Origin of the sequence: Nocardioides mangrovicus, from assembly GCF_003674065.1 — a bacterium.
Classification (GTDB): domain Bacteria; phylum Actinomycetota; class Actinomycetes; order Propionibacteriales; family Nocardioidaceae; genus Marmoricola; species Marmoricola mangrovicus.
Genome location: NZ_RDBE01000006.1, coordinates 224,395 through 250,587 on the forward strand (window position 1 = coordinate 224,395; position 26,193 = coordinate 250,587).

The window sequence follows — 26,193 nt, forward strand, 5'->3', positions numbered from 1 at the left end:
ACTGCGCCCGCGCGACCACGCGAAACACGATCGGTGGAGCTGAGGGGATTCGAACCCCTGACCCCCTCCATGCCATGGAGGTGCGCTACCAACTGCGCCACAGCCCCGTAGGGACAACAGTCGAGAATGTTAGCCGCCCGCCGGCCCGGAGACGAAATCGGGTCGAGCCGGCCAGGCTGCGGTGCGCCAGACCGGGAATCGACGGGCCGGACCCGGTCCCACGCACCGCTCCGCCGGCTCAGCTCGGCGTGGCCGCCCCGAGGTCGACGTTGTAGGCCTGCAGCCGCAGGCCGGTGCCGTGCTCGAGCAGGACGGCGGCGTGGCAGTTGTCCAGGCCGCGCACGACGGCGTGCGAACCGGGCGGGAGGCCGAGCAGGTCGACCATCGCGGCCTTGGCGCACCAGCCGTGCAGGACGGCGACGCCGAGGTCGTCGGGGCCGAGAGCGGCCAGCAGGGCGCGCAGGCCGGCACTCACCCGGGCGACCAGCTGCTCGAGACTCTCCTCCCCCGGCACCCGCGGGCTGTCCTCGCCGCGGGCCCAGGCCGCGTGCTCGAGGGGGAAGCGCTCGGCGAACTCGGCCGGGGTCAGGCCCGACCGGTCGCCGACGTCGAGCTCGCGCAGCCGCGGGTCGAGGACGAGGTCTAGCCCGCAGGCCGCAGCGACGGCGTCGGCGGTCTTGGCTGCTCGGGCCAGGTCGCTGGACCACAGCGCCGACGGCCGCAGGGCCGCGATGCCGGGCGCCACCCGCGCTGCCTGCTCGCGGCCGGTCTCGTCGAGCGGGACGTCGGTCTGGCCCTGGGCGCGCAGGTCGGCGTTCCAGGCGGTCCGTCCGTGCCGCAGCAGGACCAGGCGCCTCATGCGGGTCCGGGGGTCACGTCAGGTCGAGGTCGATCGTGGGGCAGTCGCGCCACAGCCGCTCGAGGGCGTAGAACTGGCGCTCCTCGGTGTGCTGCACGTGCACGACGATGTCCTGGTAGTCGATGAGCACCCAGCGGCCGTCTCGCTCGCCCTCGCGGCGCACCGGCTTCGCGCCGACCTCGCGCAGCTTGTCCTCGATCTCGTCCACCACCGAACGCACCTGCCGCTCGTTGGAGGCCGAGCAAAGGAGGAAGGCGTCGGTGATGACCAGCTGCTCGGAGACGTCGAAGGCGAGCAGGTCGGTGGCCAGCTTGTCGTGCGCCGCCTGAGCTGCGGTGCGCACCAGCTCGGTGGCGCGGGGGGTGGCGCTCATGCGGAGGTGTAGAGGTCGTGCTTGGCGATGTACTGCACGACGCCGTCGGGGACCAGGTACCAGACCGGCTCACCCTTGGCGCGCCGGTTGCGGCAGTCGGTGGAGGAGATCGAGAGCGCGGGGATCTCGATGAGGGTCACCCGCTCGCGCGGGATCGTGGCGAGCATCGAAGGGTCCATCTCGTAGCCGGGTCGGGTACAGCCCACGAAGTGGGCGAGCTCGAAGAGCTGGTCGACGTCACGCCAGGTGAACAGCTGGGCCAGGGCGTCGGCGCCGGTGATGAAGTACAGGTCGGTCTCTGGGTTCTCGGCGGCCAGGTCGCGCAGCGTGTCGATGGTGTACGTCGGGCCGTCGCGGTCGATATCGACGCGCGAGGTGGTGAAGCGCGGGTTCGAGGCGGTCGCGACGACCGTCATCAGGTACCGGTGCTCGGCGGCCGAGACGTCGCGGTCGACCTTCTGCCAGGGCTGGCCGGTGGGCACGAAAGTGACCTCGTCGAGGTCGAACCAGGACTGGACCTCGCTGGCGGCCACCAGGTGACCGTGGTGGATCGGGTCGAACGTGCCGCCCATGACCCCCAGCCGACGGCGTCGCCCGTCGGGGGCGTCGAGGGTGCTCACGCGAGGCTCAGCTGTGCTCGCGGCCCTTGCCGATGGCCAGCAGCACGAGCATCGCGGCGACCAGGACGAGGAGGACCGCGCCGCCGATGACGATCGGCCAGGCGCCCGCGCCCTCGGTGATGTCCAGCGGCGCGACGACGAGGCTCTGCATGCGGTCGATCCTAGTGGACCCTCACCGCAGGATCAGATGCGTCCCCCCCAGGATCGCCCAGAAGAACAGCGTGCGACCGAGGAAGCCGGTGACGAAGAAGACCAGCACGTTGATCCGCAGCGACCCCGCGATCATCGCCATCGCGAAGAACGGCGGCACGCCGACCAGCGCCGAGATGAACGTCAGCAGCCCGGTCATCAGCTGGTTCTCCTGCGCGATGGCTCCCCACCGCGCCAGCTGGGCCTGCCGCTTGGGCGTCTGCAGGCGGCGCTGGAACCAGGGCAGGTCCAGCGACTGCCGGCACACGTAGTACCAGGCCAGCTTGCCGAGGTTCTGGCCCAACGATCCGACCAGTGCCATCTCCAGCGCGGCGTGGTCGGACTTGGCGTAGGCCACGACGATGTAGGCCTCCATGTTGAAGACCGGTACGACCGAGGACAACGCGGCGTAGACCAGCGTGACCAGGAGCAGCTTCACCGCTGGCTCAGCCGTCGGGGCGCGACCACGGCATCAGGCTACTGACTGCGGAGCCGGTCTCCGGTACCCGGCAGGCCTCGGCGCGGGTCGTTGGAACGAAACGGATGTGTGACCGGGGTGGGCGCGCGAAACCGGCCCATCACCAACTTAGAAGCTCGGCCGCACGTCCTGTCCCCCGACGAGGACCTGGTGTCCCTCGGTGCGGTTGTGGTGCAGGTCGCGCTCGACGACCTCGAGGCCGACGACCTCCCAGCGCGGCAGGCCGGCGGAGTCGCGGTGCTCGTTCCAGACCCGCAGCGCCAGCGAGGCGACGTCGAGCATGGAGTCGGCCTGGTCCCAGAAGGTGATCTCGGCGCCGGTCCCGGTGAAGCGCATCGACTCCAGGAACGGGCGCTGCTCGGAGAACCGGATGAGGGCCGAGCGCATCAACAACGGCTCGACCTGCTCGCCGGCGACGGTGACCGTGACGTGCCAGTGACGTCCCTGGGAGTCGACCAACGCACAACCTTTCGCTCATCGGCCCGGGCGCGACCGATGGCAGCAGTGTGCTGCAGCCGAGAGGCCGGGACCCGAGGTTTCCCGAACTTAGCCACCAGTGTGACGGATGGGTCAGGTGGGCAGGACGACGAGGTCGTCTCGATGGACCACCTCGCGCTCGTAGGCGGCTCCGAGCTCGCGGGCCAGCTCGTGGCTGGAGCGGCCCAGCAGCTGCGGCAGCTCGGTCGCGTCGTAGTTGACCAGACCCCGTGCGACCACGGTCCCGTCCGGCCCGACCAGGTCCACCGGGTCGCCGGCGACGAACTGCCCGCTGGCCCCGACGACGCCCGCCGCCAGCAGCGAGGCCCGCCGCTCCGTGAGCGCCCTGACCGCCCCGGCGTCGAGGTGGACGGCGCCCTTGGCCTCGGTGGCGTGGGCCAGCCACAGCAGCCGGGCCGGGCGACGCTTGCCGGTGGCGTGGAAGTACGTGCCGACGTCCGCGGAGCCGTCGACCAGGCGCCACAGCGCCGCCACGGCCTGCTCGGCGGAGGTGAGCAGCACCGGGATGCCGGCGCTGGTGGCGATCCGGGCCGCCTCCACCTTGGTCCGCATCCCGCCGGTGCCGACGCCGGAGCGGCCTTCACGGCCCAGGTCGACGTGGTCGAGGTCGTGGGCGTCGCGGACCTCGGCCAGTCGCCGCGATGCCGGCCGCGACGGGTCGCCGTCGTAGAGACCGTCGACGTCGCTGAGCAGCAGCAGCGCGTCGGCGTGGACCAGGTGCGCCACCAGGGCGGCCAGCCGGTCGTTGTCACCGAACCGGATCTCCGTGGTGGCCACGGTGTCGTTCTCGTTGACGATCGCCACGACGCCGAGCTCGAGCAACCGGGCGAAGGTGGCGAACGCGTTGCGGTAGTGGCTGCGGCGCGTGACGTCGTCGAGGGTGAGCAGCACCTGCCCGGTGACGATGCCGTGCCGGCGGAACTCCTCCGTGTAGCGGTGCACCAGCAGCCCCTGCCCCACCGAGGCCGCCGCCTGCTGGCTGTTGAGCGCCCGCGGCCGCTTGGCCATGCCCAGCGGGGACAGCCCGGCCGCGATGGCGCCGGACGACACCAGCACCACCTCGACGCCGCGCAGCCTGACCCCGGCCAGCGCGTCGACCAGCGTCCGCACCCGCTCGGGGTCGATGCCGCCCTCGGCCGTGGTCAGCGACGACGAGCCGACCTTGACGACGACCCGCCCGACGCCTTCACTCACGACTCGCCCAGCCGGCGGGCGACGTCGGCCCGGGTCTCGGTCTCGCCGCGCTCGGGCATCGCCTCGTCGATGTCACGGCGACGCTGCGCGGCGGGCCGGTCCTCGGCGAAGCGGTGGTCCTCGCCGCGTCGTCCCAGCATCTCCGCCGCGCCGGCGTCCAGGCCGGGCTTGAAGTCGAACACGACCGCGTTCTGCGGGTCGCCGATGAGCACCGAGTCGCCCTCGACCGCACCCATCGAGACCAGCCGGGCCTCGACGCCGAGCCGGTTGAGCCGGTCGGCCAGGAAGCCGACGGCCTCGTCGTTGCCGAAGTCGGTCTGCCGGATCCACCGCTCGGGCTTCTCACCGCGCACCCGCCACCCGGCGCCGGTCTCCACCGTGATCTGGGTGACGGTGAACTCCGGGCCGCCGCCTCGCACCGGGGTCGGGCGCACCACGACGCGCTCGGGGGCCACCACCGGCGTAGCGGCTCGTCGCGCCGCGACGATGCGGGCCATCGCGAACGACAGCTCCCGCAGCCCCTCGTGGCTGGCGGCGCTGACCCGGTAGACGTCCCAGCCGCGGGCCCGGACGTCGTCGATCACGATGTCGGCCATGTCACGTCCGTCGGGCACGTCGAGCTTGTTCAGCGCCACGAGCCGCGGCCGGTCCTCCAGGCCGCCGTAGGAGGCGAGCTCCTGCTCGATGACGTCGAGGTCGGCCAGCGGATCGCGGCCGGGCTCGAGCGTGGCGAGGTCGACCACGTGCACCAGCGCCGCGCAGCGCTCCACGTGGCGCAGGAAGTCGTGGCCCAGACCGCGACCGTCACTGGCGCCCTCGATGAGCCCGGGCACGTCGGCGACGGTGAACGTGACGTCGCCGGCCTGCACGACGCCGAGGTTCGGCACCAGGGTCGTGAACGGGTAGTCGGCGATCTTGGGCCGCGCGCGGCTCAGTGCCGCGATCAGGCTGGACTTGCCGGCGCTGGGGAAGCCGACCAGGCCGATGTCGGCGACCACCTTGAGCACCAGGGAGATGTCGCGCTCCTCCCCCGGCTCGCCGAGCAGCGCGAAGCCAGGGGCCTTGCGCTTGGAGGAGGCCAGCGCGGCGTTGCCCAGGCCGCCGCGGCCGCCCTCGGCGACGACCAGCTCGGTGCCCGGACCGACCAGGTCGGCCAGCACCTCGCCCTGGGCGTCGGTGACGACCGTGCCGTCGGGCACGGGCAGCACCAGGTCGGCTCCGTGACTGCCGTTGCGCAGGCCACCGGCGCCCTGACCGCCGTGCTCGGCCTTGCGGCTGCCGGTGTGGTGGTAGTCGAGCAGCGTCGTGACGTCGGGGTCGACACGCAGCACCACCGAGCCGCCGGGTCCGCCGTTGCCGCCGTCGGGACCGCCGAGCGGCTTGAACTTCTCACGGTGCACCGAGGCGACGCCGTGGCCGCCGCGGCCGCCGACGACGTGCAGCCTCACCTGATCGACGAAGCTGGGAACGGCCATGACGACAACTCTCTCGAAGACGTGGAAAGGGCGCCCCCGGTGATCCCGGGGACGCCCTTCAGCGACGGTGGACCGGGCTCAGGCCACCGGCACGATGTTCACGACGCGACGACCGCGCTTGGTGCCGAACTCCACCGCACCGGGGATCAGCGCGAACAGCGTGTCGTCGCCGCCGCGGCCGACGCCGCTGCCGGGGTGGAAGTGGGTGCCACGCTGGCGGACGATGATCTCGCCGGCGTTGACGTTCTGGCCGCCGAACCGCTTCACGCCGAGGCGCTGGGCGTTGGAGTCGCGACCGTTGCGCGTGGAGGCCGCGCCCTTCTTGTGTGCCATGTCGGTAGTCCTGTCGGTTGCGCCGGGTGCCGGCTAGAGCGAAATGTCGGTGACCTTGACCTGGGTGTACTTCTGGCGGTGACCCTGCCGCTTCTTGTACCCGGTCTTGTTCTTGTACTTCTGGATCACGATCTTGGGGCCCTTGGAGGCGCCGAGCACCTCGACGCTGACCGAGGCCTTGCCCAGGGCGGCGGCGTCGCTGGTGACCTTGCCGTCGTCGACGACCATGACCACCGGCAGGCTCAGCGAGTCACCCACGGCGTGGCTGCCCGGGTCGATCTCGATGACGTCACCGACCGTCACCTTCTGCTGCTTGCTGCCACTGCGCACGACGGCATAGACCACGGGGATTCTCCTTGCTGGCACGGGTTGGTCGCGGCTGCCCTCGGGTGGAACGAGAAGGGGCCTGGCGACCGGCTCGGGGGGTGTTCGCACACCAGCGGTCAAGTCTACGGACGGCGCCAGGCCGGGTCAAAACGGCCGACCCGCCCGAGTTTAGTTAGTAGATGTGAACTAACGTCATCCATCGTGACCTCGCCCGCTCCCTCGCGTCGCACCCGTCTGGTCCGCTTCGACCGCGACCACCCCCGCTACCGGTGGGTGGCCCTGTCGAACACCACGCTGGGCATGCTGATGGCGACCATCAACTCCTCGATCGTCATCATCTCGCTCCCGGCGATCTTCCGCGGCATCGATCTCGACCCCCTCGGCGCGGGCAACGTGTCCTACCTGCTGTGGATCATCATGGGCTTCCTCGTGGTCTCCGCCGTGCTGGTGGTGACGCTGGGGCGGCTGGGCGACATGTTCGGCCGGGTCAAGATGTACAACCTCGGCTTCGTCATCTTCACCGTGTTCTCGGTGCTGCTCTCGGTGGACCCGTTCCACGGCGGCACCGGCGCGATGTGGCTGATCGTGGGCCGCATCGGCCAGGGCGTGGGCGGGGCGATGCTGTTCGCCAACTCCACCGCGATCCTCACCGACGCCTTCCCCTCCCACCAGCGCGGGACCGCGCTGGGCATCAACCAGGTCGCGGCCATCGCCGGGTCCTTCCTGGGCCTGATCATCGGCGGCGTCCTGTCCGAATGGGACTGGCGCGCGGTGTTCTGGGTCAGCGTGCCGATCGGCATCGCCGGCACGGTGTGGAGCTACCGCTCGCTGCACGAGCTCGGCGAGCGCCGCGACTCCGGGCTGGACCTGCCCGGCAACATCACCTTCGGCGTGGGGCTGACCGCCCTGCTGGTCGCCATCACCTACGGCATCCAGCCCTACGGCGACCACTCCACCGGCTGGACCAACCCCTGGGTGGTGACCGGCATCGTCGGCGGTCTGGTGCTGCTGGCCGCCTTCGTGTGGGTCGAGGCGCGCGCCGAGCACCCGATGGTCTCGATCGGGCTGTTCCGGATCCGCGCGTTCACCCTCGGCAACCTGGCCGGGCTCATGGGCTCGGTCGGCCGCGGCGGGCTGCAATTCATGCTCATCATCTGGCTGCAGGGCATCTGGCTGCCGTTGCACGGCTACTCCTACGAGTCGACGCCGCTGTGGGCCGGCATCTACCTACTGCCCTTCACCATCGGCTTCCTGGTGGCCGGCCCGGTCTCGGGCTTCCTCTCCGACCGCTACGGCGCCCGGTGGTTCGCTACGGGCGGCCTGACGCTGGTCGCGGTCACCTTCATCGCGCTGCTGGTGATCCCGGTGAACTTCTCCTACTGGCAGTTCGCGCTCATCACCGCCCTCAACGGCATCGGGTCGGGTCTGTTCTCCGCGCCCAACGCCACCGCGATCATGAACTCGGTGCCGGCCTGGGAGCGCGGCGCCGCCTCGGGCATCCGCGGCACGGTCTTCAACTCCGGCACGTCGCTGTCCATCGGGCTGTTCTTCTCGCTGATGATCGCCGGCCTGGCCAACGTGCTGCCCACCTCGCTCTTCCGCGGCCTGAGCACCCAGGGCGTCCCGGACCGGATCGCCCACCAGGTGGCCGAGCTGCCTCCGGTCGGCTCGCTGTTCGCAGCCTTCCTGGGGTTCAACCCGATCGAGTCGCTGCTCAAGCCCTTCGGCGTCCTGGGCACGCTCAGCGACCAGCACCGCTCGGTGCTCACCGGCAAGGAGTTCTTCCCGCACCTGATGGCCGACCCGTTCCACCACGGCCTGGTCATCGTCTTCACCGCGGCGGCCGTGATGTCGCTGCTGGGCGCAGCCTGCTCGTGGCTGGCCGGCGGTAAGTACGTCCACGAGGATGCCGACCCCGACGAGAGCGCTCCCGCCGCGGGCGAGGCACTGGGGCGCGAGGTGCCCGAGGCGGCCCACCGGTGAGCACCGACATGAGTACCGACACCCGCACCCACACGGGGGCCGACGCCGGGCGGCTCTACGTCGCGCTGGGAAGGATCAGCCGTGCCGTGCGCCGCGACAGCCCCGACGCCTCCGTCGGCCACGGTGCCCTGAGCGCCCTGGCCACCCTGGTGCAGGACGGGCCCCAGCGGCTGGGCACGCTGGCCGGCACCGAGGGCGTCTCGGCGCCGTCGATGAGTCGCATCGTGGCCAGCCTGGAGCAGCTGGGCTACGTCGCTCGCACGCCCGATCCCGACGACGGCCGGGCCGCGCTGGTCGGGGCCTCCGACGCCGGTCGCGAGCTCGTGGCGGGTCGGCGCAGTGACAAGCTGTCCGCGTTGCGGACCCGGATCGAGCGGCTCGACCCCGACGCCCGCGACGCGCTGGCGGCGGCACTGCCCGCGCTCGAGGCGCTCGCCGCCGACTGACCTGCACGAACCTGCACCTGCTCAGACCCGCAAGTCTGCCGCGCCCGATCCCGGGTAGGACCAGGACGAGGGAGCCGCCACTCGGGGCCGGCTCCCCGCACTCCTGCAGGGGGTACACCCATGCGCACGACCCGCTCACTGGCCGCCGCTGCCGCCGCGGCCGCGATGATCGCCGTCTCCGCACCGGCCACCGCCGCCGGCCACGACGACGACCACCGCGACGACCACCGGGACCCGCTCGGCCTCAACGCCACGGCCCAGGCGGCCGGTCTCACGCCCGCCGACGGCGGCCAGATGGGTTGGCGCTCCTCGAGCAGCGCCAACCCGCAAGCCGCAGCCGCCGACCCGACCCTGAGCGCCACCGTCGCCGGCATCGACGTCTCGAACTACCAAGGCAGCGTCGACTGGGCCTCCTCCTACAGCCAGGGCAAGCGCTTCGCCTACGTCAAGGCCAGCGAGGGCACCTACTACACGAGCCCGTCGTTCAGCTCGCAGTACACCGGCTCCTACGACGCCGGGTTCATCCGGGGCAGCTACCACTTCGCCAACCCGTCGGACTCCAGCGGCGCCGCCCAGGCCACGTACTTCGTCGAGCACGGCGGCGGCTGGAGCCAGGACGGCAAGACGCTGCCCGGTGCGCTCGACATCGAGTACAACCCCTACGACGGCGGCACCTGCTACGGCCTCTCGCAGGCTGCGATGGTGAGCTGGATCAGCGACTTCGTGTCCACCTACAAGTCGCTGACCGGGCGCGACGCCGTGATCTACTCCACCACCGACTGGTGGACGACGTGCACCGGCAACTCCTCGGCCTTCGCCGCCAGCAACCCGCTGTGGATCGCTCGGTACGCCTCGTCGGCGGGCACGCTCCCGGCGGGGTGGGGCTACTACACGATCTGGCAGAACTCGTCCTCGCCCATCGACCAGGACGTCTTCAACGGCGACGAGAGCCGGCTCGAGGCGCTGGCCAACGGGTAGCGGCTAGCAGCGACCGGGAGTCGATCGCCGCTGCTTCTAGTGCCGACGCGAGCCCTTGCGCTTGATCGGCACGTGGAAGAGCGAGCCACCCGAGGACTCGTCCTCGGACTCTGGGTCGGACTCCCCCTTCGCCCCGATCCCCGCGTCGCTGTCCGGCTCGGTCTGGTCGACCGGCTCGTCTGCCGGCCGGTCGGCCGCCGAGTCGGGCAGCGGCTGCGGCGGCCCGGCGGCGCGGCGGGCGCTGCGACGACGCGTGGTCACCAGCTTCGGCGCGGGGTCGGCCGGGGTGTCCTCGGCCGGCTCGGGCTCGGCAGCAGGTTCGGCCTCGGCAGCGGGCTCGGCCTCGGCAGCGGGCTCGGCAGCGGACTCGACCGGGGACTCGACCGGGGACGTCGCGGGGGCGTTGTCCAGCTCGGTAACTGGGTCGTTCTCGACAGCAGGCTCGACACCCGCCTCGACCGCCGCCTCGGCGGCGGCACCGGCCAGCGTGTCGGGGATGGTCTCGCCGGACTCGTCGGACTCGTCGGTCGTGTCGGTGTCGTCGGTCGGCGGGGCCTCATGACGCGGCATCGCGGCGATGTCGGCCGGTGAGGGGGCGTGAGACCCAGGTCCGTTGCCATTGCCGGTCCCGTTGCCGGTTCCGTTCCCGGTACGGCTGCGGCCGCCGCCGCGGCTACGGCGGCCGCCGCGCCGCTCGGGCTCCTCGAGCTTGGTGCTCGGCTCGATCGGGTGGTCGTGGACGACCAGCCCGCGGCCCTTGCAGTGCTCGCACTCGTCGCTGAACGCCTCCAGCAGCCCGGTGCCCAGTCGCTTGCGGGTCATCTGCACCAGGCCCAGCGAGGTCACCTCGGCCACCTGGTGGCGGGTGCGGTCGCGACCCAGGCACTCCACCAGGCGGCGCAGCACGAGGTCGCGGTTGGACTCCAGCACCATGTCGATGAAGTCGATGACGACGATGCCGCCGATGTCGCGCAGCCGTAGCTGGCGCACGATCTCCTCGGCCGCCTCGAGGTTGTTCTTGGTGACCGTCTCCTCCAGGTTCCCGCCGGAGCCGGTGAACTTGCCGGTGTTGACGTCGACGACGGTCATCGCCTCGGTCCGGTCGATGATCAGCGAGCCGCCCGAGGGCAGCCAGACCTTGCGGTCCAGGCCCTTGGCGATCTGCTCGTCGAGCCGGTAGGAGGCGAAGAGGTCGACGTCGTCGTGCTCGGTCGGGTCGTACTTCTCCAGGCGCGGGGCCAGGTCGGGGGCGACGTGGGTGACGTAGCCCTCGACGAGCGACCAGGCGTCCTCGCCCTGGATGACCAGCTTGGCGAAGTCCTCGGTGAACAGGTCGCGGACGACCTTGAGCGTCAGGTCGGGCTCGCCGTAGAGCAGCTGCGGCGACTGGCCGCCGGCGATCTTGGCCTCGATGTCGCTCCAGCGGGCCTTGAGCCGCTCGACGTCGGCGGTGAGCTCGTCCTCCGAGGCGCCCTCGGCCGCGGTGCGGACGATGACGCTGGCGGTGTCGGGCACTACCTCGCGCAGCAGCGTCTTGAGCCGGGCGCGCTCGGTGTCGGGCAGCTTGCGCGAGATACCGCTCGTGGTCCCGTCGGGCACGTAGACCAGGAACCGGCCCGGCAGCGTGATCTGGCCGGTGAGCCGGGCGCCCTTGTGCCCGATCGGGTCCTTGGTGACCTGCACCAGCACGGTCTGACCCGAGCTGAGCACCGACTCGACCTTGCGGGGCTGGCCGTCCTTGGCGCCGAGCGCCTTCCAGTTGACCTCGCCGGCGTAGAGCACCGCGTTGCGGCCCTTGCCGATGTCGATGAACGCCGCCTCCATCGAGGGCAGCACGTTCTGCACCCGGCCGAGATAGACGTTGCCGATGAGCGAGGTCTGCGAGGCGCGGGCGACGTAGTGCTCGACGAGGACCTTGTCCTCGAGCACGGCGATCTGGGTCAGGTCCTCGCGCTGCCGGATGACCATCGAGCGGTCGACCGACTCGCGGCGAGCGAGGAACTCGGCCTCGCTGACGATCGGGGCGCGACGACGGCCCGCCTCGCGGCCCTCGCGGCGGCGCTGCTTCTTGGCCTCCAGCCGGGTGGAGCCCGAGAGCGCCGTGATCTCGTCCTCGGGATTGCGGGTCTTGCGGGTGCGGGTGACGGTGTTCTCGGGGTCGTCCGCGGAGCTGCTGCCGTCCTCCCCGGCACGACGCCGCCGACGCCGGCGGCGGCTGCCCGAGCCGCTGCCCGAACCGTCCTCGTCGGAGTCGTCGTCGCTGCTGTCCTCGGCCTCGCCGCTCCCGCCGGAGTCGCTCCCGGAGTCGCTTGCGGAGTCACCGCCGGACTTACGGCGCCGGCGACCGCCCCGGCGACGCGAGCGGCGACGGGCGCCACCCTCCTCGCCGGACTCCTCGGCCGCCTCGCCGCCCTCGTTCTCGGCAGCGTTCTCCGTGGCGTTCTCGGTGGCGGACTCGGTGACAGTCTCGGGGGCGCCAGCGTCGGAAACCTCAGCGGCGGGCGCTGCGGTCTCCGCGGTCTCGGCGGTCTCAGTGGCCTCGTCGGGGTCCGCAGCCTGCTCGGCGGGCTCCACCGCCTTGGGCTGCGCCTTCTTGCGCGAGGCCCGCTTGCGGGGGGTCGTGGGCTCGGGGGCCTGGAACAACACCGCGGCGCTGCCGGCGCGAGGGGTGTCGTCGGTGCTCTCGGTGTCCCCGGTGTCCTCTGTGTCCTTGGCCGGAGCCTCGTCCGACTCAGCGACCGGGGGCGCGGCCGCCGTCTTCTTCGCCGCCCGCTTGCGGGCGGTCTTCTTCGCGGCCGGCGCACTGGCCGCGTCGGCCTCCGCCGGGGGGGCATCGGAGTCAGGCGCGGCGTCAGGCGCGGCAGTGGGCTCCGCTGCAGCGACGGCCTTCTTGCTGGTGCGCTTCGCCGCGGTCTTGGTGGTCGTCTTCTTGGCGGCCGCACGCTTGCGGGGCGCCGCCTTCTTGGCCGGGGCCGCGGCCTCGCCGGACTCCGTCGCGACCTCGGTCGGGGCCTGGTCGTCGGTGGTGGTCGGGTTGTCGTCGTCGAGCACGGTGCTCTCCTAGGCACCCGGCGTACCGATGGTTCAGGGCAGCTCGGGTGCGGTGTCGTCCGTCCCGAGCACGCCCGGTCCGGCAAAGCCTTCAGTGGCGGCGACGCCCTCCGTGTCTGCCGCTGGGGGCTCCTGGCGACACCGTGCCGCGGTCGACTCTCCGGGGCGGCTGTCACCCGCCTCCGGCCGCGTCGCGGTCGGGTGCCAACGGATCCCCCACCGTGCCGTCGCGGGGATCGAACGGGCCCTGGGCCACACGCTGCGACACTGCCGCAGCGCCCGCTTCCAGTCCGGCGATCCCGCGCAGTCCGGCGAGGATGTCGTCGGGTCTCACGGACGGCGTGCCGTGCCGTAGGACCGCGTCGAGTATCGCATACCGGGCGTCTGGCGGGCGTTCGTCCCCGGTTTCTCCGGCGATTCCGACCTCCGGCGCCGCCGCGAGCGCCAGGACGGCGGCTCGAGCGTCGAAGCTGCGCAGCCCCTTCTTGGTCATCCGCTCCACCGGCACCTCCGCCGTGCCCAGGAACCTCTCGACCGCCTCGCTCAGCCGCTCGACGGCGACGTCGGGCAGCCGGATCCGCCAGTGGCTGGCCTCGAGCCGCTCGGTCAGCGACCCACCGCCGGAGACCACCACCTCGAGCACATCGAGGCCCGGCGGCAGCGCCTCGTCGAGCACGCGGCGGACCTCCTCGGGCTCGACCACGGCCGCCAGCCCGATCTCGAGGTACTCCGCCTCGCTGGCCGCCCCGGTCGGCGAGGCTCCGGCGTAGGAGATCCGCGGGTGCGGGTTGAAGCCCGAGGAGTAGGCCATGGGCACCCGGGCGCGCACCAGCGCCCGCTCGAAGGCCCGGCTGAAGTCGCGGTGGCTGGTGAACCGCAGCCGGCCGCGCTTGGCGTAGCGGATCCGCAGGCGCTGCACCGGAGGTGCCTGCTGCTCGGGCTGCGTACGCACGGCGGTCGAGCCTAGGGCTTGCGGGTCAAGACGTTGAACTCGTTGTAGACGAACAGCGTGCCGAGCGAGCGCGGGAACGGGAAGGAGAAGGCCTTCTCCACTGCCAGCCCGTTGCGTGCGGCCAGCTCGCGCAGCGCGTCGAAGTCCGTGAACGCCAGGTGCGTCGGGTCGGAGGCGTGACCCCGCTCCTGGGGGGTGATGAAGTGCACGTGTCCGCCCGGACGCAGGTAGGGCAGATACGACTGCAGGATCTCGTCCGCAGCCGCAGGCGTGACGTGCTCCACCAGGTGGGAGAGGATCAGGCCGTCGAAGCTCTCCGGCCGAGCCTCCGGCGCGGTCGGCCACTCGGTCGGCGTGTAGGCCACGAGCCCGGTGGCGCGGCAGTGGTCGACGAAGGCCTGGTTGTGGTCGACGCCGACGCCGTGGCCGTCGAGCTGGTGCAGGGTGCGTCCCAGGCCGCAGCCGATGTCCAGCACGCGTCCCAGCCGCAGCCGCCTGATGTTCCACCGGTACGGCGCCTGCACCGGCAGCAGCCGCTTCCACCACTTCTGCTGCAGCCGGCTGAGGCGTTCGGCGTACTCGGTGCCGCTGGTCTGCTCGCCGTGAGCGGTGCCGTCATCGGTCACCCGATCAGCCTAGATTCATCCTCGTGGATCTCGGCTCCGACACGATGGGCACCGCCTGGTCCGTCCTCGTCGTCGACGCGACGACCGGTGAGCGCCTCGTCGACCAGCATCCTGAGCGCGTCCTGGGGACCGCCAGCGTGGCCAAGCTGTTGCTGCTGACCGAGGTCGCGGCCCGCCTCGCCGCAGGAACCCTCGACGCCGACCAGCCCGTACAGCGCAACACCACTCCCCCAGTCGCCGACTCAGGTCTGTGGCACCTGATGCGCCTCGACACCCTGCCGCTGGCCGACGTGTGCCTGCTGGTGGCGGCGGTGAGCGACAACTGGGCCACCAACGCCCTGCTGGAGGTGGTCGGCCTCGACGCCGTCACGGCGCGTGCGGAGTCGCTCGGGATGGTGCACACCCGGCTCCTCGACCGGGTCCGCGACGCGCGCACCCCCGCCGACCCGCCGACCCTGAGCGTCGGCAACGCGGCGGAGTGGGTCGAGTTCCTGCTCCAGGTTCACCAGGGCATCCTGGTGAACCGCCAGGTCAGCGAGCAGCTACGAGCGTGGCTGGCCACCAGCGTCGACCACTCGATGGTGGCCGCCGCCTGGGCGCAGGACCCGCTGGTGGCGACCGGTCGTGTCCTCAACAAGACCGGCACCGACGACGGCGTGCGGGCCGACGTCGGGATCGTCACCGGCGAGCGGCCGGTGGTGTACGCGGCGATCGCGGGGTGGCGAGTGGACGGCGCTCGAATCGTCGCCCAGGATCGTGTGCTGGCGAGGCTGCGGGCCATCGCCCTCGAGGCTCAACGAGCTGAGGTCTCCACGGCGGCGCCGATCCCGCACATCGTGAAGCGCCCCGCCGGGAGGGACAGCTTCACCGTCGACGACGCCGCTGACCAACCCACCCAGAACGGCTCGTAGGCCTCCCTCTGCCAGTGACGTGTGCTGCTCGTGAGTCCATCGCGGATCAGCGACACCCCGAGATCGCCGGCCGCGGTCGAGAGCCACACCTGTGCCGGCTCTGTGGCCGAGAGCTCGATCGTCGTGCGTCCGGTGGCCGCTCCGCGCACGCACCCACCGGACGAGTGCAGCTCCACCACATCGCTGACGCGCACCGCAGCTGGTCCGCCGAGGTGCAGGGAGCGATCGCCGACCGCCACCTGCAGGTTCGCGGCCTCGTTCAGCCGCTGGCGAGCAGAGGCTCGAGATGTCGGCAACCGCCCGGTGATCGCCGGGTCGCGCAGGAAACCGGTGGTCAGATCGGGCGCGACGAGGGGATCCACCTGGCGCGAGACCAGTGGCTCGCCGTCGGCCAGCATCGCCCGCGCGGCGGCGATGCGCTGCTTGAAGCCGGCCTCGAGGACCACCTGCTTGGCCGTGTAGCCGTACTGCATCCAGGCTCCCGGCACGATGAGCACCGCGACCAGCGCCAGGCCCAGTAATCGGAGACCCAGCATCTGTTCGCGGATCCGCTCCCAGGCGAGCTGCGTCGTGTAGGCGAAGGCGGGAAGGGTCAGCAAGATCCCGACGTAGGCATAGCGGTCGGCGACCGCCGCGAAGACGAACCCGTCGACGGCCCGTGTCAGCGTGATCAGGATGAGGTTCACCAGCAACGCGGCCAACCCGGCGACGGCGAGCATCCTCAGCCGCGGGTGCCGGCGCCCGCGCCAGGCCACGACGCAGAAGAGCACGAAGACCAGCAACCCGGTGTGCGGGACCATCACGATGTGCTCCCAGAGCACCGCGAGGCCGATCAGGATGGCCGGCACCATGAGCATCGGGTTGGCGTACTGCCCGCTGTTGCCCACATGCCCGATGGCCGCGTACCAGACGACGTAAGCCGCCGTCGGCGCCGAGGCGACCAGCAGGGCCGACCGCAGGCCATGGCGCATGAGAGAGAAGAACGCTGCGAACGCCACCATCGAGATGCCAACACCCGCGCACATCAGACTGGCACTCAACATCGCCCAGACAAGCGCGCGGCGTCGGCCGGTCGGAGCCGAGTCGGCGATCATCGCCAACGCGCCGAACCCCAGCGCCACCGCTCCTAGAAAGCCGATCTGAAACGCCCAGAAGATCGTGGTCGAACCGGCTCCCAAGAACAGCAGCAGAGCCATGGTCGCCACCGCCGGACCCGGCCCAGCGCCGGTGCGTCGGAGCACAACGAACAGGACGAGGCACGTCACCAGATGCGCGCTGATCGGCATCAGCGCGTAGGGCAGGTAGTCGAACCCGAACAGCGTGAACATCGCGCGCCACAGCACGACGGGAATCGTCGACCAGTGCTCGTTGTGCGGGTGGAACAGGTTCCACCACGTGTCGTGCGAGAGGTGCCGCTTGAGCAGGAACGACCAGTCGTCGTACCAGAACCACAGTCTCCGAACGAGCCAGACCTCCCACAGGCCGGCTAGACCGCATAGGAACAGGGCGCACCGCGTCGCGGTATCGAGCCGGGCGCGACCGAGCGGGCGAGGTTGCAGCACGGATCAGGTCCTCTCGAGCGCGCCCAAACACGTCTAAACCCGTATAGAACTGGCAGGTGAGACGAGTGAAGCACGAGCAGGGCCCGCTAGGGGGCGTTTCGACTCATCGCACTCGACACTGCCGAGGTCGAGACAGCGCGATGGGCAGGAACTCCTAGCGGCATGCGCGGAAGTAGCCCGACGGCAGCCGAACCCTCAGCTCGGCGTCGGCCGACGTGCCGACCCACACAGAGGTGCCGGGAGGGACGCCACGAGCGACGGGATGGCTCTTGACGCGCCCGCGGATCAAGAGTGTCGAGACGGTCGTGCCGGAGGTTTCCAGCGAGAACTGACCGCCGCCGTCGGTAGCAGTCAACTGCAGGTGCCCACCGGTGGAGTAGCCCGAAAGACAACGGTCCCGTTCGGTGACCTGGCCCGGACCACGGAAGGTCAGGCTGGACGTCGTCGGCACGTCGTCGAGGCGTTCGGCGCCGATGCCGACCTGAAGTCCGCCGGCAGCGTCCAGGCGGGACTGGGGGCCGGTTCGCACCTGGGGTAGCCGCGAGCGAAGTACCCGATCGCGAAGGCTCGCGGTCGTGATGTCAGGGCTGTACGTGGGATCGAGCGACCCGACCACGACCGCGCCGCCCTGTGCGATCCCAACCCCAGCGACCAGGCGCGCCCGGCTGTCGCCGATAGCTGTTTCGCGTTGCTGGTGGAACACGAGCAACGATCCGATTCCACTCGTCATGAGCAAGGCGGCGATGAGGACACCACCGATGACCGCCACCACGGGTTCCGGACTCACGGCGGCAGCCAGCCACGACAGCGCCACCACGAAGGCGGGAATCGTCAATACCAAGCCGAGGTAGACGTAGCGGGACGCCGTCGCCGCCTGTTCGCCGGCCAGCGCGACCCGCGAGTAGCTGAGAAGAAGCAGGAACGGAACCAGCGCCAGCATCCCGGCCCGCGCGAGCGCCCGTAGTGCGGCCGGCGCCGGCGCAACCAGACTCGCCAGGGCGAGCACCAAGATCATCGGGCCGCCGACACCGGGAAGGGGCACGACCTGCTGCCAGATGTTGGCGGCACCGGTCAACATCGCTGAGGGGATGTACATGCGCAGCGCCGAGCTGTGATCGGTGCTGCTTGAGCCGAAGGTGAGGAGCCAGGATACGTACACCACCGCCGGCACGAATGCCGTCGCGACCGCCGAGCGCCAGCCATTGCGGACCAGCGCGAAGGCTGCGACCCAACAGGTCATCGTCACCCCCATTCCCGAGCACATCAGCCCCGCCACCAGCAGTACCCAGACCACCCCGGTCCGTCGGAGTCCGGGCGACATCGACTCAGTGACGGTGAGCGCCAGCAGCGCCAGGAGAACCGGCCCCACGAACTCCGACTGGAAGGCCCAGAGCAGATCCTCGGCTCCTGCGCCGGCGAATGCGACCGTGACGGTGCCAATCACAGCGGGCCACGCCGAAGCACCGACCCTTCGCAGCAGCAGGTAGAGCGTGCACACGACCAGGACGTGCAAGATCACAACCACGGCAGCGAATGGCAGGTAGCGGATTCCGAATAGCGAATAGAGGATTCGATATTCGATCACCGGAATGGTGACCCAGTGCTCGTTGTGTGGGCGAAAAAGTGTGTGCAGCGGCGTCTCGGTCACGCTGCGGTGCAGCAAGAACTCCCAGTCGTCGCCGAAGAACCACAGCGATCGCGACAGTTGCAGCAGCAGAACCGCAGAAGCGAGCACCGTCGCTACGACAGCAATGCCAGGACGGCCTGCACGGCTCAGTGCCTGCCGCACGACGCGCGAGACAGGCCGGTTCAGAGACGACCGTCAGTCACAGCATGGGTCACCCACGGGATCACCTCGTCGAGCATCTCGTCGAGCGAGGTCGAGCACTCGAACCCCAGCACGTCCTTGGCCTTCCCGACATCGGGCACGCGCCTTTGCACGTCGTACTCGTACGCCGGGTCGCTGACGATCGAGAGCGGCACGTCGGACCCCTTGATCTTGCGCCAGATGACCTCGGCCAGCTCACGCACACTGGTCGACTCCGGGGTGGAGATGTTGAAGTCGTTGTTGTGCGCGGCCTCTTGGCTCATGCACTCGACGATGCCGCGAGCCAGGTCGCCGCCGTAGGTGTAGTGGCGGATCTGGTTGCCCTCGCCGAGGATGTGCAGCGGGTCTTGGCCCTTGACGATCTTCTGCACCAGATCGGGCACGACGTGGCTCATCGCGAGCTTGACGTTGCCCGAGGAGACCTCGACGTCGCCGACGGCCCGTCCTTCGCCGATGCCGACGCAGTTGAACGGCCGCACGATGGTGTAGGGCAGCTGGTACTGGTCCCAGGCCGCCTTGGCGAAGTACTCCACCGCGAGCTTCTGGAAGCCGTAGGAGGACAGCGGCGGCGGGATCTTGCGCTCGTCACCCTCTTTCGAGGGCCAGTGCTCGGTGGACTCGAAGACCATCGAGCTGGACAGGTACGTGACCTTCTTCAGCTTGCCGTTGCGGTGCGCCTCGATAGCAGCGTCGCACTCGGCGGCCATGATCCGCTCGTTGGTGGCGAGCAGGTCGTACGCGTAGGCGTGGAAGTAGGAGATGCCCCCGATGAGCGCCGCGCCGGCGATGAAGTGGTCGCAGTCGGCGAGCAGCTTGGTCATCAGCTGCACGTCGCGAGCGTCGTCCTCGTAGAAGTGGTAGTCGGGGTGGTCGTCGTAGGACTTCGTGACCGGCCCGTACTTGGAGTAGTTGTCGATGCCCACGACGGAGTAACCGCGCTTGAGCAGCTCCTCGACGACGTAGCCACCGATGAAGCCGGCCGATCCGGAGACCAGGACCTGCTGCTTCTCTTCGCTCATACTCGTGCTTTCCGTTCCTTGGGGGGTCGATTGTTGAGGTCGGCGATCTGCCGAGCTTCGCGCTTCACCTGGTCCAGCGACAGCGCGGGCCCGAAGGCGAAGCGGTACCAGCGCAGGTACTTGGGGATCCAGCCCTGCAGGTCGAAGTTCGACTCACCGAGCGTCCGGTCGAGCCAGATGGTCGGCAGCTCGGCGACGGGTCGGCGCAGCCGTCGAGCCTTGGCCGTGAGCTCCAGTCCGATCTCGAAACCACTGCGGCTGTCGATACCGACTTCCTGGATGAACGCACGAGAGTAGGCCTTGAAACTGTTAGTGGCGTCCTTGGTTCCGACCCGCCCGGCCAGGCCGAGCGATCGGCCGGCGGTACGAGACATCAAACCCTTGAGCAGCGGTCCACCGACCTGCTGGCCGCCGGGGCTGTACCGCGAGGCCGCAGCCACCACGACCCCACGCTCGACCAGCCGCGCTAGGTCGTCGATCTGACGAGGGTCGTCGCTGCCATCAGCCATCGTCACCACAACGACGGGGTGGGTAGCAACGTCGATGCCGAACCGGACGGCGTTGGCCGGGCCCCGTCCGTAGGTATTGACGACGCACCGCACACGCGAGTCGACGGCGGCCATCTTCTCGACATACGGGATCGTGGTGTCCTCAGCGAAGTCCACCACCACGAGTATCTCGCAGGGCAGCTGCACCGCCTCACCGAGCCGCTCGAGGACGGGGACGACGCTGTCGCCCTCGTTGTAGGCGGGGATGACGACCGAGACGCCGAGGGTCATATCGTGCTGCCCCCGCCCCGTAGGTTCCAGACGTCGACGACCGGGACCTCGATGGGCAGGTCGCGGTATTCGGCGTGCGGGGCTCCAATGACGATGATGTCGGACTGCGCGAGCACGGCCTCGGTGGGCGAGAGGGTGTCGTCCACGCGGACGTAAGGATCCGCCGTGAGCACCTGCCTGGCGCGAAACTCCAGGATCCGCTTCAGCTTGTAGGACAGGCTCGATCGGATGTCGTCGCTCTCGGCCTTGAACGCCATGCCGAGGATGCCGACCCGCAGGGTAGCGAGGTCATACTTCTTTTCCAGCTGGCTCACCATGTATAGCGGCAGGCCCTCATTCACCAGCATGGCCGAGTGACCTAGCACGAACGAGTTGTCGGTGAAGGCCGCCAACTGCATGGTGTCCTTGAACAGGCACGGGCCGGCGGCGAAGCCGGCTCCGGGCATGTCCGCGGCTCGCGGGTAGTCGGTGGCGAGGGCGGTGCGGATGCGGTCGAAGTCGAGCCCGTGGTCGTTGGCCATGACATAGAACTGGTTGGCGGCGGCGAACTTGATGTAGCGCCACGTGTTGGTGAATAGCTTCGCCAGCTCCGCCTCTTCAGGCTCGAGCTCGACGATGGTGTCGGTCAGCGAGCGGAACAGGCGCCCGGCACGCTCGCGCACCTCGGCGGTCCGGCCCGACACGATCTGCGGCAGCGCGAAGAGCTCCACCATGGCCTTGCCCTCGGCGATCCGCTCGGGGCAGAACGCGACGTCCACGCTGAGTCCGGCCTCGGCGAACACCCGCTCCACACCTGCCGTCACGCCCGGGTACAGCGTGCTGCGCAGAACGACCATCTGGCCGTCGTGGAACTGGGGCAGGGTCTCGGCCAGTGACCGCGTGACCGCGTGCGGGTTGGGGTTCAGATGCTCATCGACGGGGGTGCCGATGACCACCACGACGTGCTCGGCCCGCGAGATGATGGCGGGGTCGCTGCTCACCTCGAGCGAGCCCTGCTCGAGTACTCGGTCGAGAACGACCTGTGCCCCCTCCTCGTGGAAAGGCAGCTGACCACCGCCGACCTGCTTCACGGCATGGTCGTTGATGTCGTAGATCCCGACCCTGCGTCCTCGATCCGCGAAGGCGATCGCAAGGGGCAGTCCCACATGTCCGCATCCGCCGACGACAACCACATCGAGTTCGTGCTCAGGTCCGCTCGTCACACTCGTCACCGTTCGTATCGCCGACAGGCACCAGGGCCGTGACGTCCCCGGCCCCTGATCGCCGTGAGTCTATGAACCGCGTATCGATAATGCACATCGACACGACGCGCTCGACCAGGTCATCGCGTGAGGTAGCGACAGCTGAAGACCGCGCGCCACCCTACAGGTGACACGGCAAGGACCTCGCGGTGCCGCGCGCTGTGGTTGGCACAATCCGCCCGTGCGACAGCGACCTGCGACTGCCAGGTCGGCCGCGCGGACCTCCCCATGTCGTTGGCGTGCCACGACGAGAGCACACCGAACAGGCACGCACCTGCTACGGCCAGCGCCACGCCGGATCGCAGCAGCCTGCTTAAGGTCGGGGCCCGGTGGAGCGTGCTGACCAGCAGCGCCAGCGCCGTCAGGAACATCAGAGCGGGTACGACGAAGTATCGGCTCGCCTCCGGAACCAAGACGGTAGTCACCTTCAGCGGCAGCAGCGTGACCGTGAACAGGACTAGCGACCCCGCGAGGAGCACGGCGGGCAGCGACACGGCAGCGACTCCCTTGGACCATGCCACGAGCGCCGCCATGAGTGCCGCCACCAGGACGACGAGAACCCCCACGGTGACGTCGGGGTGCACGTGCTGCTCGGGGTCGTACCGACCGACTCCGAGCACCCCGTCGCCCGCGACGCGGCGCAGCCATCCGCGCAGCAGCTCGAGCGGCGGGTTCGGATAAGTGCCCATGGTCCTCGCCGGAGCCGTCAGCATCACGACGACCTGTGTCGCCGCGGCCACGATGCCGGCCAGCACCATGGGCCTCATTTCGGCGTCCCGGGTAACCCACCACACCAGCGCCGCAAGCACTACCGAGCCGACGCCGAAGGGCGTGCTCAACGCGGCAAAGGCAAGAACGAGGGCTGCTGTCACGGCGCCCGTCGTACCGCGTGGTCGCCAGAACACCACGAGTATTGAGCCGAACAGGAGGAACCAGGCCGTGTTGGCGAGGTTGTCGACGACCTCCTGACCCAGCGGCAAAGCGACGACCCATGCCGCGACGAACGCCGCGGGGGCCCTCGACCCGGCCATCGCCTTCACCGTGACGTAGGCCAGGACCGCGACACCGGCTTGGGTCAGAGCGCCGGACAACGAGATCGCGACACCCTGGGAGGGCACAGGCAGGAAGGTCACGAGCCAGGCCACCACTCGCTGATAGGCGGCCGCGTAGCCCGCGTACGGATGGACCAGCTCGGCGAGACCCCCCAACGGGCCGTGATGCGTGGACGCCCGATGCAGGAACTCGTAGGCGTCCTCGGCCCAGGGCGACTCCCACGCCCGGACAGGAATGCGCAACGCGGCGAGAATAGACCCCAGCACGAATACCGCCACGAGCTCCCAGAGTCGCGCCGGCATCGGGTCGGCAGGTCGGAGGAGCTCAAGCATCGAGCTGGGAGGGATGCCACCTGGTTCCACCGGGGAGCGCCCACTCCAAGGCGCCGCCCCTCGCTGCCAGTGCTCCTGGAACCGGCTGCTACTCATAAGCTCGGACCCAGGCAAACCCGAGAGTTCACGACCATGAGCTGGAGGTCCTCACCGTCCCCGGCTCGAGCACAGGCTCGGGCGTCACCGTTCAGGGGCCGAACGTTACCTGAGAGCGCGGAGACGTCGGCCCTATCGAAGCCGTGCACCAGCGGTGATCGGTGGATCCAGCGGACGAGGCCGCCACCGAGCCAGGCGGTCGGCTCCGAGGCCTGCGCCTCGAGCGTCCCGCGCGAGCCCGGCCGCCGGCGGGCATCACGACGACCGGGCGGCGTCCAGCCGCCGGCCGGGATCCTGGTCGGCGTGACCGCCTGGACCTTGCTGCCAGCGCCCCTCATCGTGCTGCGCGCGGACGCCCCCGAGAACCGCAGCGGTCTCCGACTCCATTCAGTCCCTCGGTGACCTCTTCGCCACGGTCGGCCTCGTCGCGGTGAAGCTGCGTCAGCGGCGGCTCAAACCTCCCGGTCTTGGCTTTCGCAGCCGGCAACGTGTCGTTGCTGTTCGCCACGCTCGGTTCCTCACGGGCGGCATACGTCGAGGACCAGCTGCAGCTGTGACACCCTTCGCGGACAGCAGGAGACACCGCAGCCGGCAACTGACGAGGTGAGCACGCCGTGAGCGACCTACGCGACCCACGCGACCCACGGACCCAGTCGTTTTGGGACCTGCACGACTTCGGAAGTGGTCGGGGCATCGAGGTGGGACCCCTCTTCCGGCCGCTGGTTCGTCGTGAAGAAGCCGACGTGCGCTACCTCGACATCGCCGACCGCGAGTCGTTGGTGGAGACCTACCGCGAGCACGTCGGGATTCCGGTCGACGACATCGTCGACGTCGACTTTCCCATGACGGTCGACGGCGTGGTCATCTCGATGGCGCAGGCGGTCGGATCACACGGTCCCTTCGACTGGGTCGTTGCGTCCCACGTCATCGAACACGTGCCCGACGTGATCGGATGGTTGGCCGACCTTGCCGAGCTGACGGTCGACGGCGGATCGGTGGTCCTCGCCGTGCCGGACAAGCGCTACTCCTTCGACCTGCACCGGCCGAGTACGACGGTAGGCGCCATGTTGCAGGCGCATCTGGACCAAGACGTCGTGCCCTCGGTCCGGGCGGTTTACGACCACCACCGAGAAGCAGTGGCGGCTACATCCACCGACCTGTGGGCGGGCGCGCTACCGGGCTTCGAGGCGCGCATCCACGACTCGTCCTACGTCAACGACCAGGTGGCACAGGCGGCGCAGGTGTACACCGACTGCCACGTCTGGGTCTTCTCCGAACAACAGTTCCTGTCCCAGATGTCCGAGCTTCGTGACCTCGGTCTGTCCCACTGGTACGTCGATCGGTTCCTTCCGACTGCTCCTAACCAACTAGAGTTCCTTGTCCGCCTGCGCCGCGTTCCTCGTGGTGCGGACGCGGCGGCTTGGGAAGCCGAGCAGGAGGTCCGCTCGACCGAGACGCGGCCGGACTGGATGGCTTGGAGACAGGACGCGGCAGAAGTCGATCAACTCCGAAAAAAGGTGCAGCGGCAAGGCGACCGCATCGATCGGCAGCGCCAGCGGATCGAGCGGCAGCGCGCAAGAATCGAGCGGCTTCAGACCCGACTCAATGCCTCGCCACGGTCACGTCGGCTGCAGCCGAACCTGCTGAGCAAGGCCGGCCGTCGGGCACTGTCGCCGTTGCGTCGCGCTCTGACCCGGCGGCCATCGTGACGCCGCCTCCAGCTGGCACACGCAGACACATTTCCGACGACTGGGGATCGCCGTTCGGTTGATCACGTCGGCGAGCCGCCGGCGGCGTAGGAGCGAATCAACGGCGACTGGTAGATCGACCTGACTACGTCGCCACCTAGCCAGGCCGTGAGTTCCTCCGCCCGGTCCTCCAGAACACGCTTCGCACCCCGGGGCCAGCCGTCGACTGGCACGACCACCACGCGACCGTCGTCGTCCTGCGTCCAGCCGCCGACGATGCGACCGTTCCACCAGGCGGTGGGGCCGCCGTTGCCGTTGCGGTCGAAGATGTGCTCGGCGTGCTCGCCGAGGTAGAAGCCGCGCCCCTTCCACCCCATGGTCGTCGGGTCCAGCGAGGGCAGCAGGGCCGCCCACGCCTCAGGCGCGTCGACCTCGTCGGTGTCGTCGGGGTGCAGCCAGGCCGGCGTCCCGTCCTCCAGCGCGACCGCGACCGCGCCGACGTCGGCCAGGGCTCGGCGCACCGCCGCCTTGGTGGCGCCGAGCCACCAGACGACGTCGTCCTCGGTGCCGGGGCCGAACCGCAGAAGCCAGCGCGAGACCAGCTCGGCGTAGCCCTCCTGCTCGGCGAGCGGCTCGACCGGTGCGCCGACCCAGTCGCCGACCGGGACCCACGCCGGGCGCGACGTCTTCCAGCCGGCGGTGTTGCGCCCACGGGTAAGCACGCCCCGGGCGTCGAGGACGACCAGGAGCGCCCGTGCGAGCGAGGTCTGGGCCTCGTACGACTTGCCTGCCGACCGGGTCACTGTCCGGCCCAGCTCGGGCAGCTCACGGCGCACCGCCGCCAGCGGCATCGGACCACGCTCGGCCAGCAGCGCGAGGAGCGCGTCGGTCTGGGTGACGGCCCACGCCTCGGGGTCGGCGACGCCGGCCTGCGCCGCCTCGGCCAGCAGCCGGCGGTACTGGATCCCGGCCACCCGTGCGCCCGCGCTGCCGTAGGCCGCCGGCAGCAGATCGCGGGGGAAGCCGAAGACGGTGCGTCGCATGGCCAGGTTGCGCACGATGCTGCGGTCCTCGTAGAGCGCATGCTCGACGTCGGTCATCGACGACGGCGTCCGCGCGGCCACCGAGAGGTAGACGCTCGCCGGCTCGGTCCCGTGCAGGCAGACGACCGCACGGGTGGCCGATTCGGCGTCGGCTTCGGGCGCCGCCAGGGCGTGGCGCCGCCCCAGTCGGGCGCGCCGCTCGGCGTCGCTGACGGTGCGCATCCCCCGATCCTGCGCCGCGCGTGCCGGATGCCACAAT

Annotated in this window: 25 protein-coding genes and 1 tRNA gene; 5 read left to right on the plus strand and 21 right to left on the minus strand. The window is 70.1% G+C overall.

The window, feature by feature from the left end:
* Positions 1-34 precede the first annotated feature (34 nt).
* From D9V37_RS07010 to rplU, 11 genes are all read right to left on the minus strand, one after another.
* A tRNA-Ala gene (locus tag D9V37_RS07010) sits at positions 35-107 on the minus strand.
* Positions 108-238: 131 nt separating this feature from the next.
* Entirely contained in the window at positions 239-859 is a 621-nt protein-coding gene (locus D9V37_RS07015) for a histidine phosphatase family protein (RefSeq protein ID WP_121805428.1), read from the minus strand.
* A 13-nt stretch (positions 860-872) separates the two neighbouring features.
* A complete protein-coding gene (rsfS, locus tag D9V37_RS07020) occupies positions 873-1,232 on the minus strand; it encodes a ribosome silencing factor (protein ID WP_121805429.1) in 360 nt (119 codons plus the stop codon).
* Positions 1,229-1,852: a nicotinate-nucleotide adenylyltransferase gene (nadD, locus tag D9V37_RS07025; protein ID WP_269778371.1), complete on the minus strand. Its 624-nt coding sequence runs from the start codon at positions 1,850-1,852 to the stop codon at positions 1,229-1,231. Before nadD ends, rsfS begins: the two co-directional genes overlap by 4 nt.
* A 7-nt stretch (positions 1,853-1,859) precedes the next feature.
* Complete coding sequence (locus D9V37_RS20195; RefSeq protein ID WP_158604401.1) at positions 1,860-2,003, minus strand: hypothetical protein; 144 nt, start codon at positions 2,001-2,003, stop codon at positions 1,860-1,862.
* Positions 2,004-2,024: 21 nt separating this feature from the next.
* On the minus strand, positions 2,025-2,480 hold the full coding sequence (locus tag D9V37_RS07030; protein ID WP_121805430.1) for a hypothetical protein: 456 nt from the start codon (positions 2,478-2,480) through the stop codon (positions 2,025-2,027).
* 147 nt (positions 2,481-2,627) lie between these two features.
* Positions 2,628-2,978, minus strand: coding sequence for a hypothetical protein (locus tag D9V37_RS07035; RefSeq protein WP_121805431.1), 351 nt, complete (start codon positions 2,976-2,978; stop codon positions 2,628-2,630).
* 111 nt (positions 2,979-3,089) lie between these two features.
* Entirely contained in the window at positions 3,090-4,211 is a 1,122-nt protein-coding gene (proB, locus tag D9V37_RS07040; RefSeq protein WP_121805432.1) for a glutamate 5-kinase, read from the minus strand.
* Positions 4,208-5,686, minus strand: a complete 1,479-nt coding sequence (gene obgE / locus D9V37_RS07045; RefSeq protein ID WP_121805433.1) for a GTPase ObgE — start codon at positions 5,684-5,686, stop codon at positions 4,208-4,210. Before obgE ends, proB begins: the two co-directional genes overlap by 4 nt.
* Before the next feature lie 78 nt (positions 5,687-5,764).
* A complete protein-coding gene (rpmA, locus tag D9V37_RS07050; protein WP_121805434.1) occupies positions 5,765-6,019 on the minus strand; it encodes a 50S ribosomal protein L27 in 255 nt (84 codons plus the stop codon).
* Between the two features lie 33 nt (positions 6,020-6,052).
* Positions 6,053-6,364 carry a 50S ribosomal protein L21 gene (rplU, locus tag D9V37_RS07055; protein ID WP_121805435.1) on the minus strand — a complete coding sequence of 104 codons (312 nt, stop codon included), beginning with the start codon at positions 6,362-6,364 and terminating at the stop codon, positions 6,053-6,055.
* Between the two features lie 183 nt (positions 6,365-6,547).
* On the opposite strand from rplU, the gene D9V37_RS07060 reads away from it, so the two are divergent.
* From D9V37_RS07060 to D9V37_RS07070, 3 genes are all read left to right on the plus strand, one after another.
* Complete coding sequence (locus D9V37_RS07060; protein WP_232524793.1) at positions 6,548-8,329, plus strand: MFS transporter; 1,782 nt, start codon at positions 6,548-6,550, stop codon at positions 8,327-8,329.
* Positions 8,326-8,775, plus strand: a complete 450-nt coding sequence (locus tag D9V37_RS07065) for a MarR family winged helix-turn-helix transcriptional regulator (RefSeq protein WP_232524794.1) — start codon at positions 8,326-8,328, stop codon at positions 8,773-8,775. The genes D9V37_RS07060 and D9V37_RS07065 overlap by 4 nt, the downstream gene beginning before the upstream one ends.
* Positions 8,776-8,895: 120 nt before the next feature.
* Entirely contained in the window at positions 8,896-9,753 is an 858-nt protein-coding gene (locus D9V37_RS07070) for a lysozyme (protein WP_121805436.1), read from the plus strand.
* Between the two features lie 36 nt (positions 9,754-9,789).
* Here D9V37_RS07070 and D9V37_RS07075 read toward each other — a convergent pair whose 3' ends face one another.
* The 3 genes from D9V37_RS07075 to D9V37_RS07085 all read right to left on the minus strand — a co-directional run bounded on the left by D9V37_RS07075 (position 9,790) and on the right by D9V37_RS07085 (position 14,382).
* Positions 9,790-12,804: an Rne/Rng family ribonuclease gene (locus D9V37_RS07075; protein WP_121805437.1), complete on the minus strand. Its 3,015-nt coding sequence runs from the start codon at positions 12,802-12,804 to the stop codon at positions 9,790-9,792.
* 172 nt (positions 12,805-12,976) lie between these two features.
* Positions 12,977-13,756 carry a TIGR03936 family radical SAM-associated protein gene (locus D9V37_RS07080; protein ID WP_121805438.1) on the minus strand — a complete coding sequence of 260 codons (780 nt, stop codon included), beginning with the start codon at positions 13,754-13,756 and terminating at the stop codon, positions 12,977-12,979.
* Positions 13,757-13,767: 11 nt separating this feature from the next.
* Positions 13,768-14,382, minus strand: coding sequence for a class I SAM-dependent methyltransferase (locus D9V37_RS07085; RefSeq protein WP_121805439.1), 615 nt, complete (start codon positions 14,380-14,382; stop codon positions 13,768-13,770).
* A 23-nt stretch (positions 14,383-14,405) separates the two neighbouring features.
* On the opposite strand from D9V37_RS07085, the gene D9V37_RS07090 reads away from it, so the two are divergent.
* A complete protein-coding gene (locus tag D9V37_RS07090) occupies positions 14,406-15,293 on the plus strand; it encodes a serine hydrolase (RefSeq protein WP_121805440.1) in 888 nt (295 codons plus the stop codon).
* On the opposite strand, the gene D9V37_RS20030 is transcribed toward D9V37_RS07090, so the two are convergent.
* The 6 genes from D9V37_RS20030 to D9V37_RS07125 all read right to left on the minus strand — a co-directional run bounded on the left by D9V37_RS20030 (position 15,176) and on the right by D9V37_RS07125 (position 23,053).
* Complete coding sequence (locus D9V37_RS20030) at positions 15,176-16,855, minus strand: ABC transporter permease family protein (protein ID WP_158604402.1); 1,680 nt, start codon at positions 16,853-16,855, stop codon at positions 15,176-15,178. The two genes, D9V37_RS07090 and D9V37_RS20030, sit on opposite strands and share 118 nt — an antisense overlap.
* Before the next feature lie 154 nt (positions 16,856-17,009).
* A complete protein-coding gene (locus D9V37_RS07105; protein ID WP_147455883.1) occupies positions 17,010-18,644 on the minus strand; it encodes a hypothetical protein in 1,635 nt (544 codons plus the stop codon).
* Positions 18,645-18,664: 20 nt separating this feature from the next.
* On the minus strand, positions 18,665-19,702 hold the full coding sequence (locus tag D9V37_RS07110; protein WP_121805444.1) for an NAD-dependent epimerase/dehydratase family protein: 1,038 nt from the start codon (positions 19,700-19,702) through the stop codon (positions 18,665-18,667).
* Entirely contained in the window at positions 19,699-20,481 is a 783-nt protein-coding gene (locus tag D9V37_RS07115; protein ID WP_121805445.1) for a glycosyltransferase, read from the minus strand. The genes D9V37_RS07110 and D9V37_RS07115 overlap by 4 nt, the downstream gene beginning before the upstream one ends.
* Positions 20,478-21,683: a nucleotide sugar dehydrogenase gene (locus tag D9V37_RS07120; RefSeq protein WP_121805446.1), complete on the minus strand. Its 1,206-nt coding sequence runs from the start codon at positions 21,681-21,683 to the stop codon at positions 20,478-20,480. The genes D9V37_RS07115 and D9V37_RS07120 overlap by 4 nt, the downstream gene beginning before the upstream one ends.
* Before the next feature lie 119 nt (positions 21,684-21,802).
* Complete coding sequence (locus D9V37_RS07125) at positions 21,803-23,053, minus strand: hypothetical protein (RefSeq protein WP_147455884.1); 1,251 nt, start codon at positions 23,051-23,053, stop codon at positions 21,803-21,805.
* A gap of 764 nt (positions 23,054-23,817) precedes the next feature.
* Between D9V37_RS07125 and D9V37_RS07130 the strand changes: the two genes are divergently transcribed.
* A complete protein-coding gene (locus D9V37_RS07130; RefSeq protein WP_121805448.1) occupies positions 23,818-24,912 on the plus strand; it encodes a class I SAM-dependent methyltransferase in 1,095 nt (364 codons plus the stop codon).
* A 62-nt stretch (positions 24,913-24,974) separates the two neighbouring features.
* Here the strand turns inward: D9V37_RS07130 and D9V37_RS07135 are convergent, their stop codons facing one another.
* Positions 24,975-26,156, minus strand: coding sequence for a winged helix DNA-binding domain-containing protein (locus tag D9V37_RS07135; protein WP_121805449.1), 1,182 nt, complete (start codon positions 26,154-26,156; stop codon positions 24,975-24,977).
* Between the last annotated feature and the right edge of the window lie 37 nt (positions 26,157-26,193).

What these genes read in the sequence shown, in the direction of transcription:
- D9V37_RS07115 (WP_121805445.1), bottom strand. Translation starts at nt 20,481, where the DNA reads ATGACCCTCGGCGTCTCGGTCGTCATCCCCGCCTACAACGAGGGCGAC.
- D9V37_RS07135 (WP_121805449.1), bottom strand. Translation starts at nt 26,156, where the DNA reads ATGCGCACCGTCAGCGACGCCGAGCGGCGCGCCCGACTGGGGCGGCGC.
- D9V37_RS20195 (WP_158604401.1), bottom strand. Translation starts at nt 2,003, where the DNA reads ATGCAGAGCCTCGTCGTCGCGCCGCTGGACATCACCGAGGGCGCGGGC.
- obgE (WP_121805433.1), bottom strand. Translation starts at nt 5,686, where the DNA reads ATGGCCGTTCCCAGCTTCGTCGATCAGGTGAGGCTGCACGTCGTCGGC.
- D9V37_RS07110 (WP_121805444.1), bottom strand. Translation starts at nt 19,702, where the DNA reads ATGAGCGAAGAGAAGCAGCAGGTCCTGGTCTCCGGATCGGCCGGCTTC.
- rsfS (WP_121805429.1), bottom strand. Translation starts at nt 1,232, where the DNA reads ATGAGCGCCACCCCCCGCGCCACCGAGCTGGTGCGCACCGCAGCTCAG.
- D9V37_RS07015 (WP_121805428.1), bottom strand. Translation starts at nt 859, where the DNA reads ATGAGGCGCCTGGTCCTGCTGCGGCACGGACGGACCGCCTGGAACGCC.
- rpmA (WP_121805434.1), bottom strand. Translation starts at nt 6,019, where the DNA reads ATGGCACACAAGAAGGGCGCGGCCTCCACGCGCAACGGTCGCGACTCC.
- D9V37_RS07070 (WP_121805436.1), top strand. Translation starts at nt 8,896, where the DNA reads ATGCGCACGACCCGCTCACTGGCCGCCGCTGCCGCCGCGGCCGCGATG.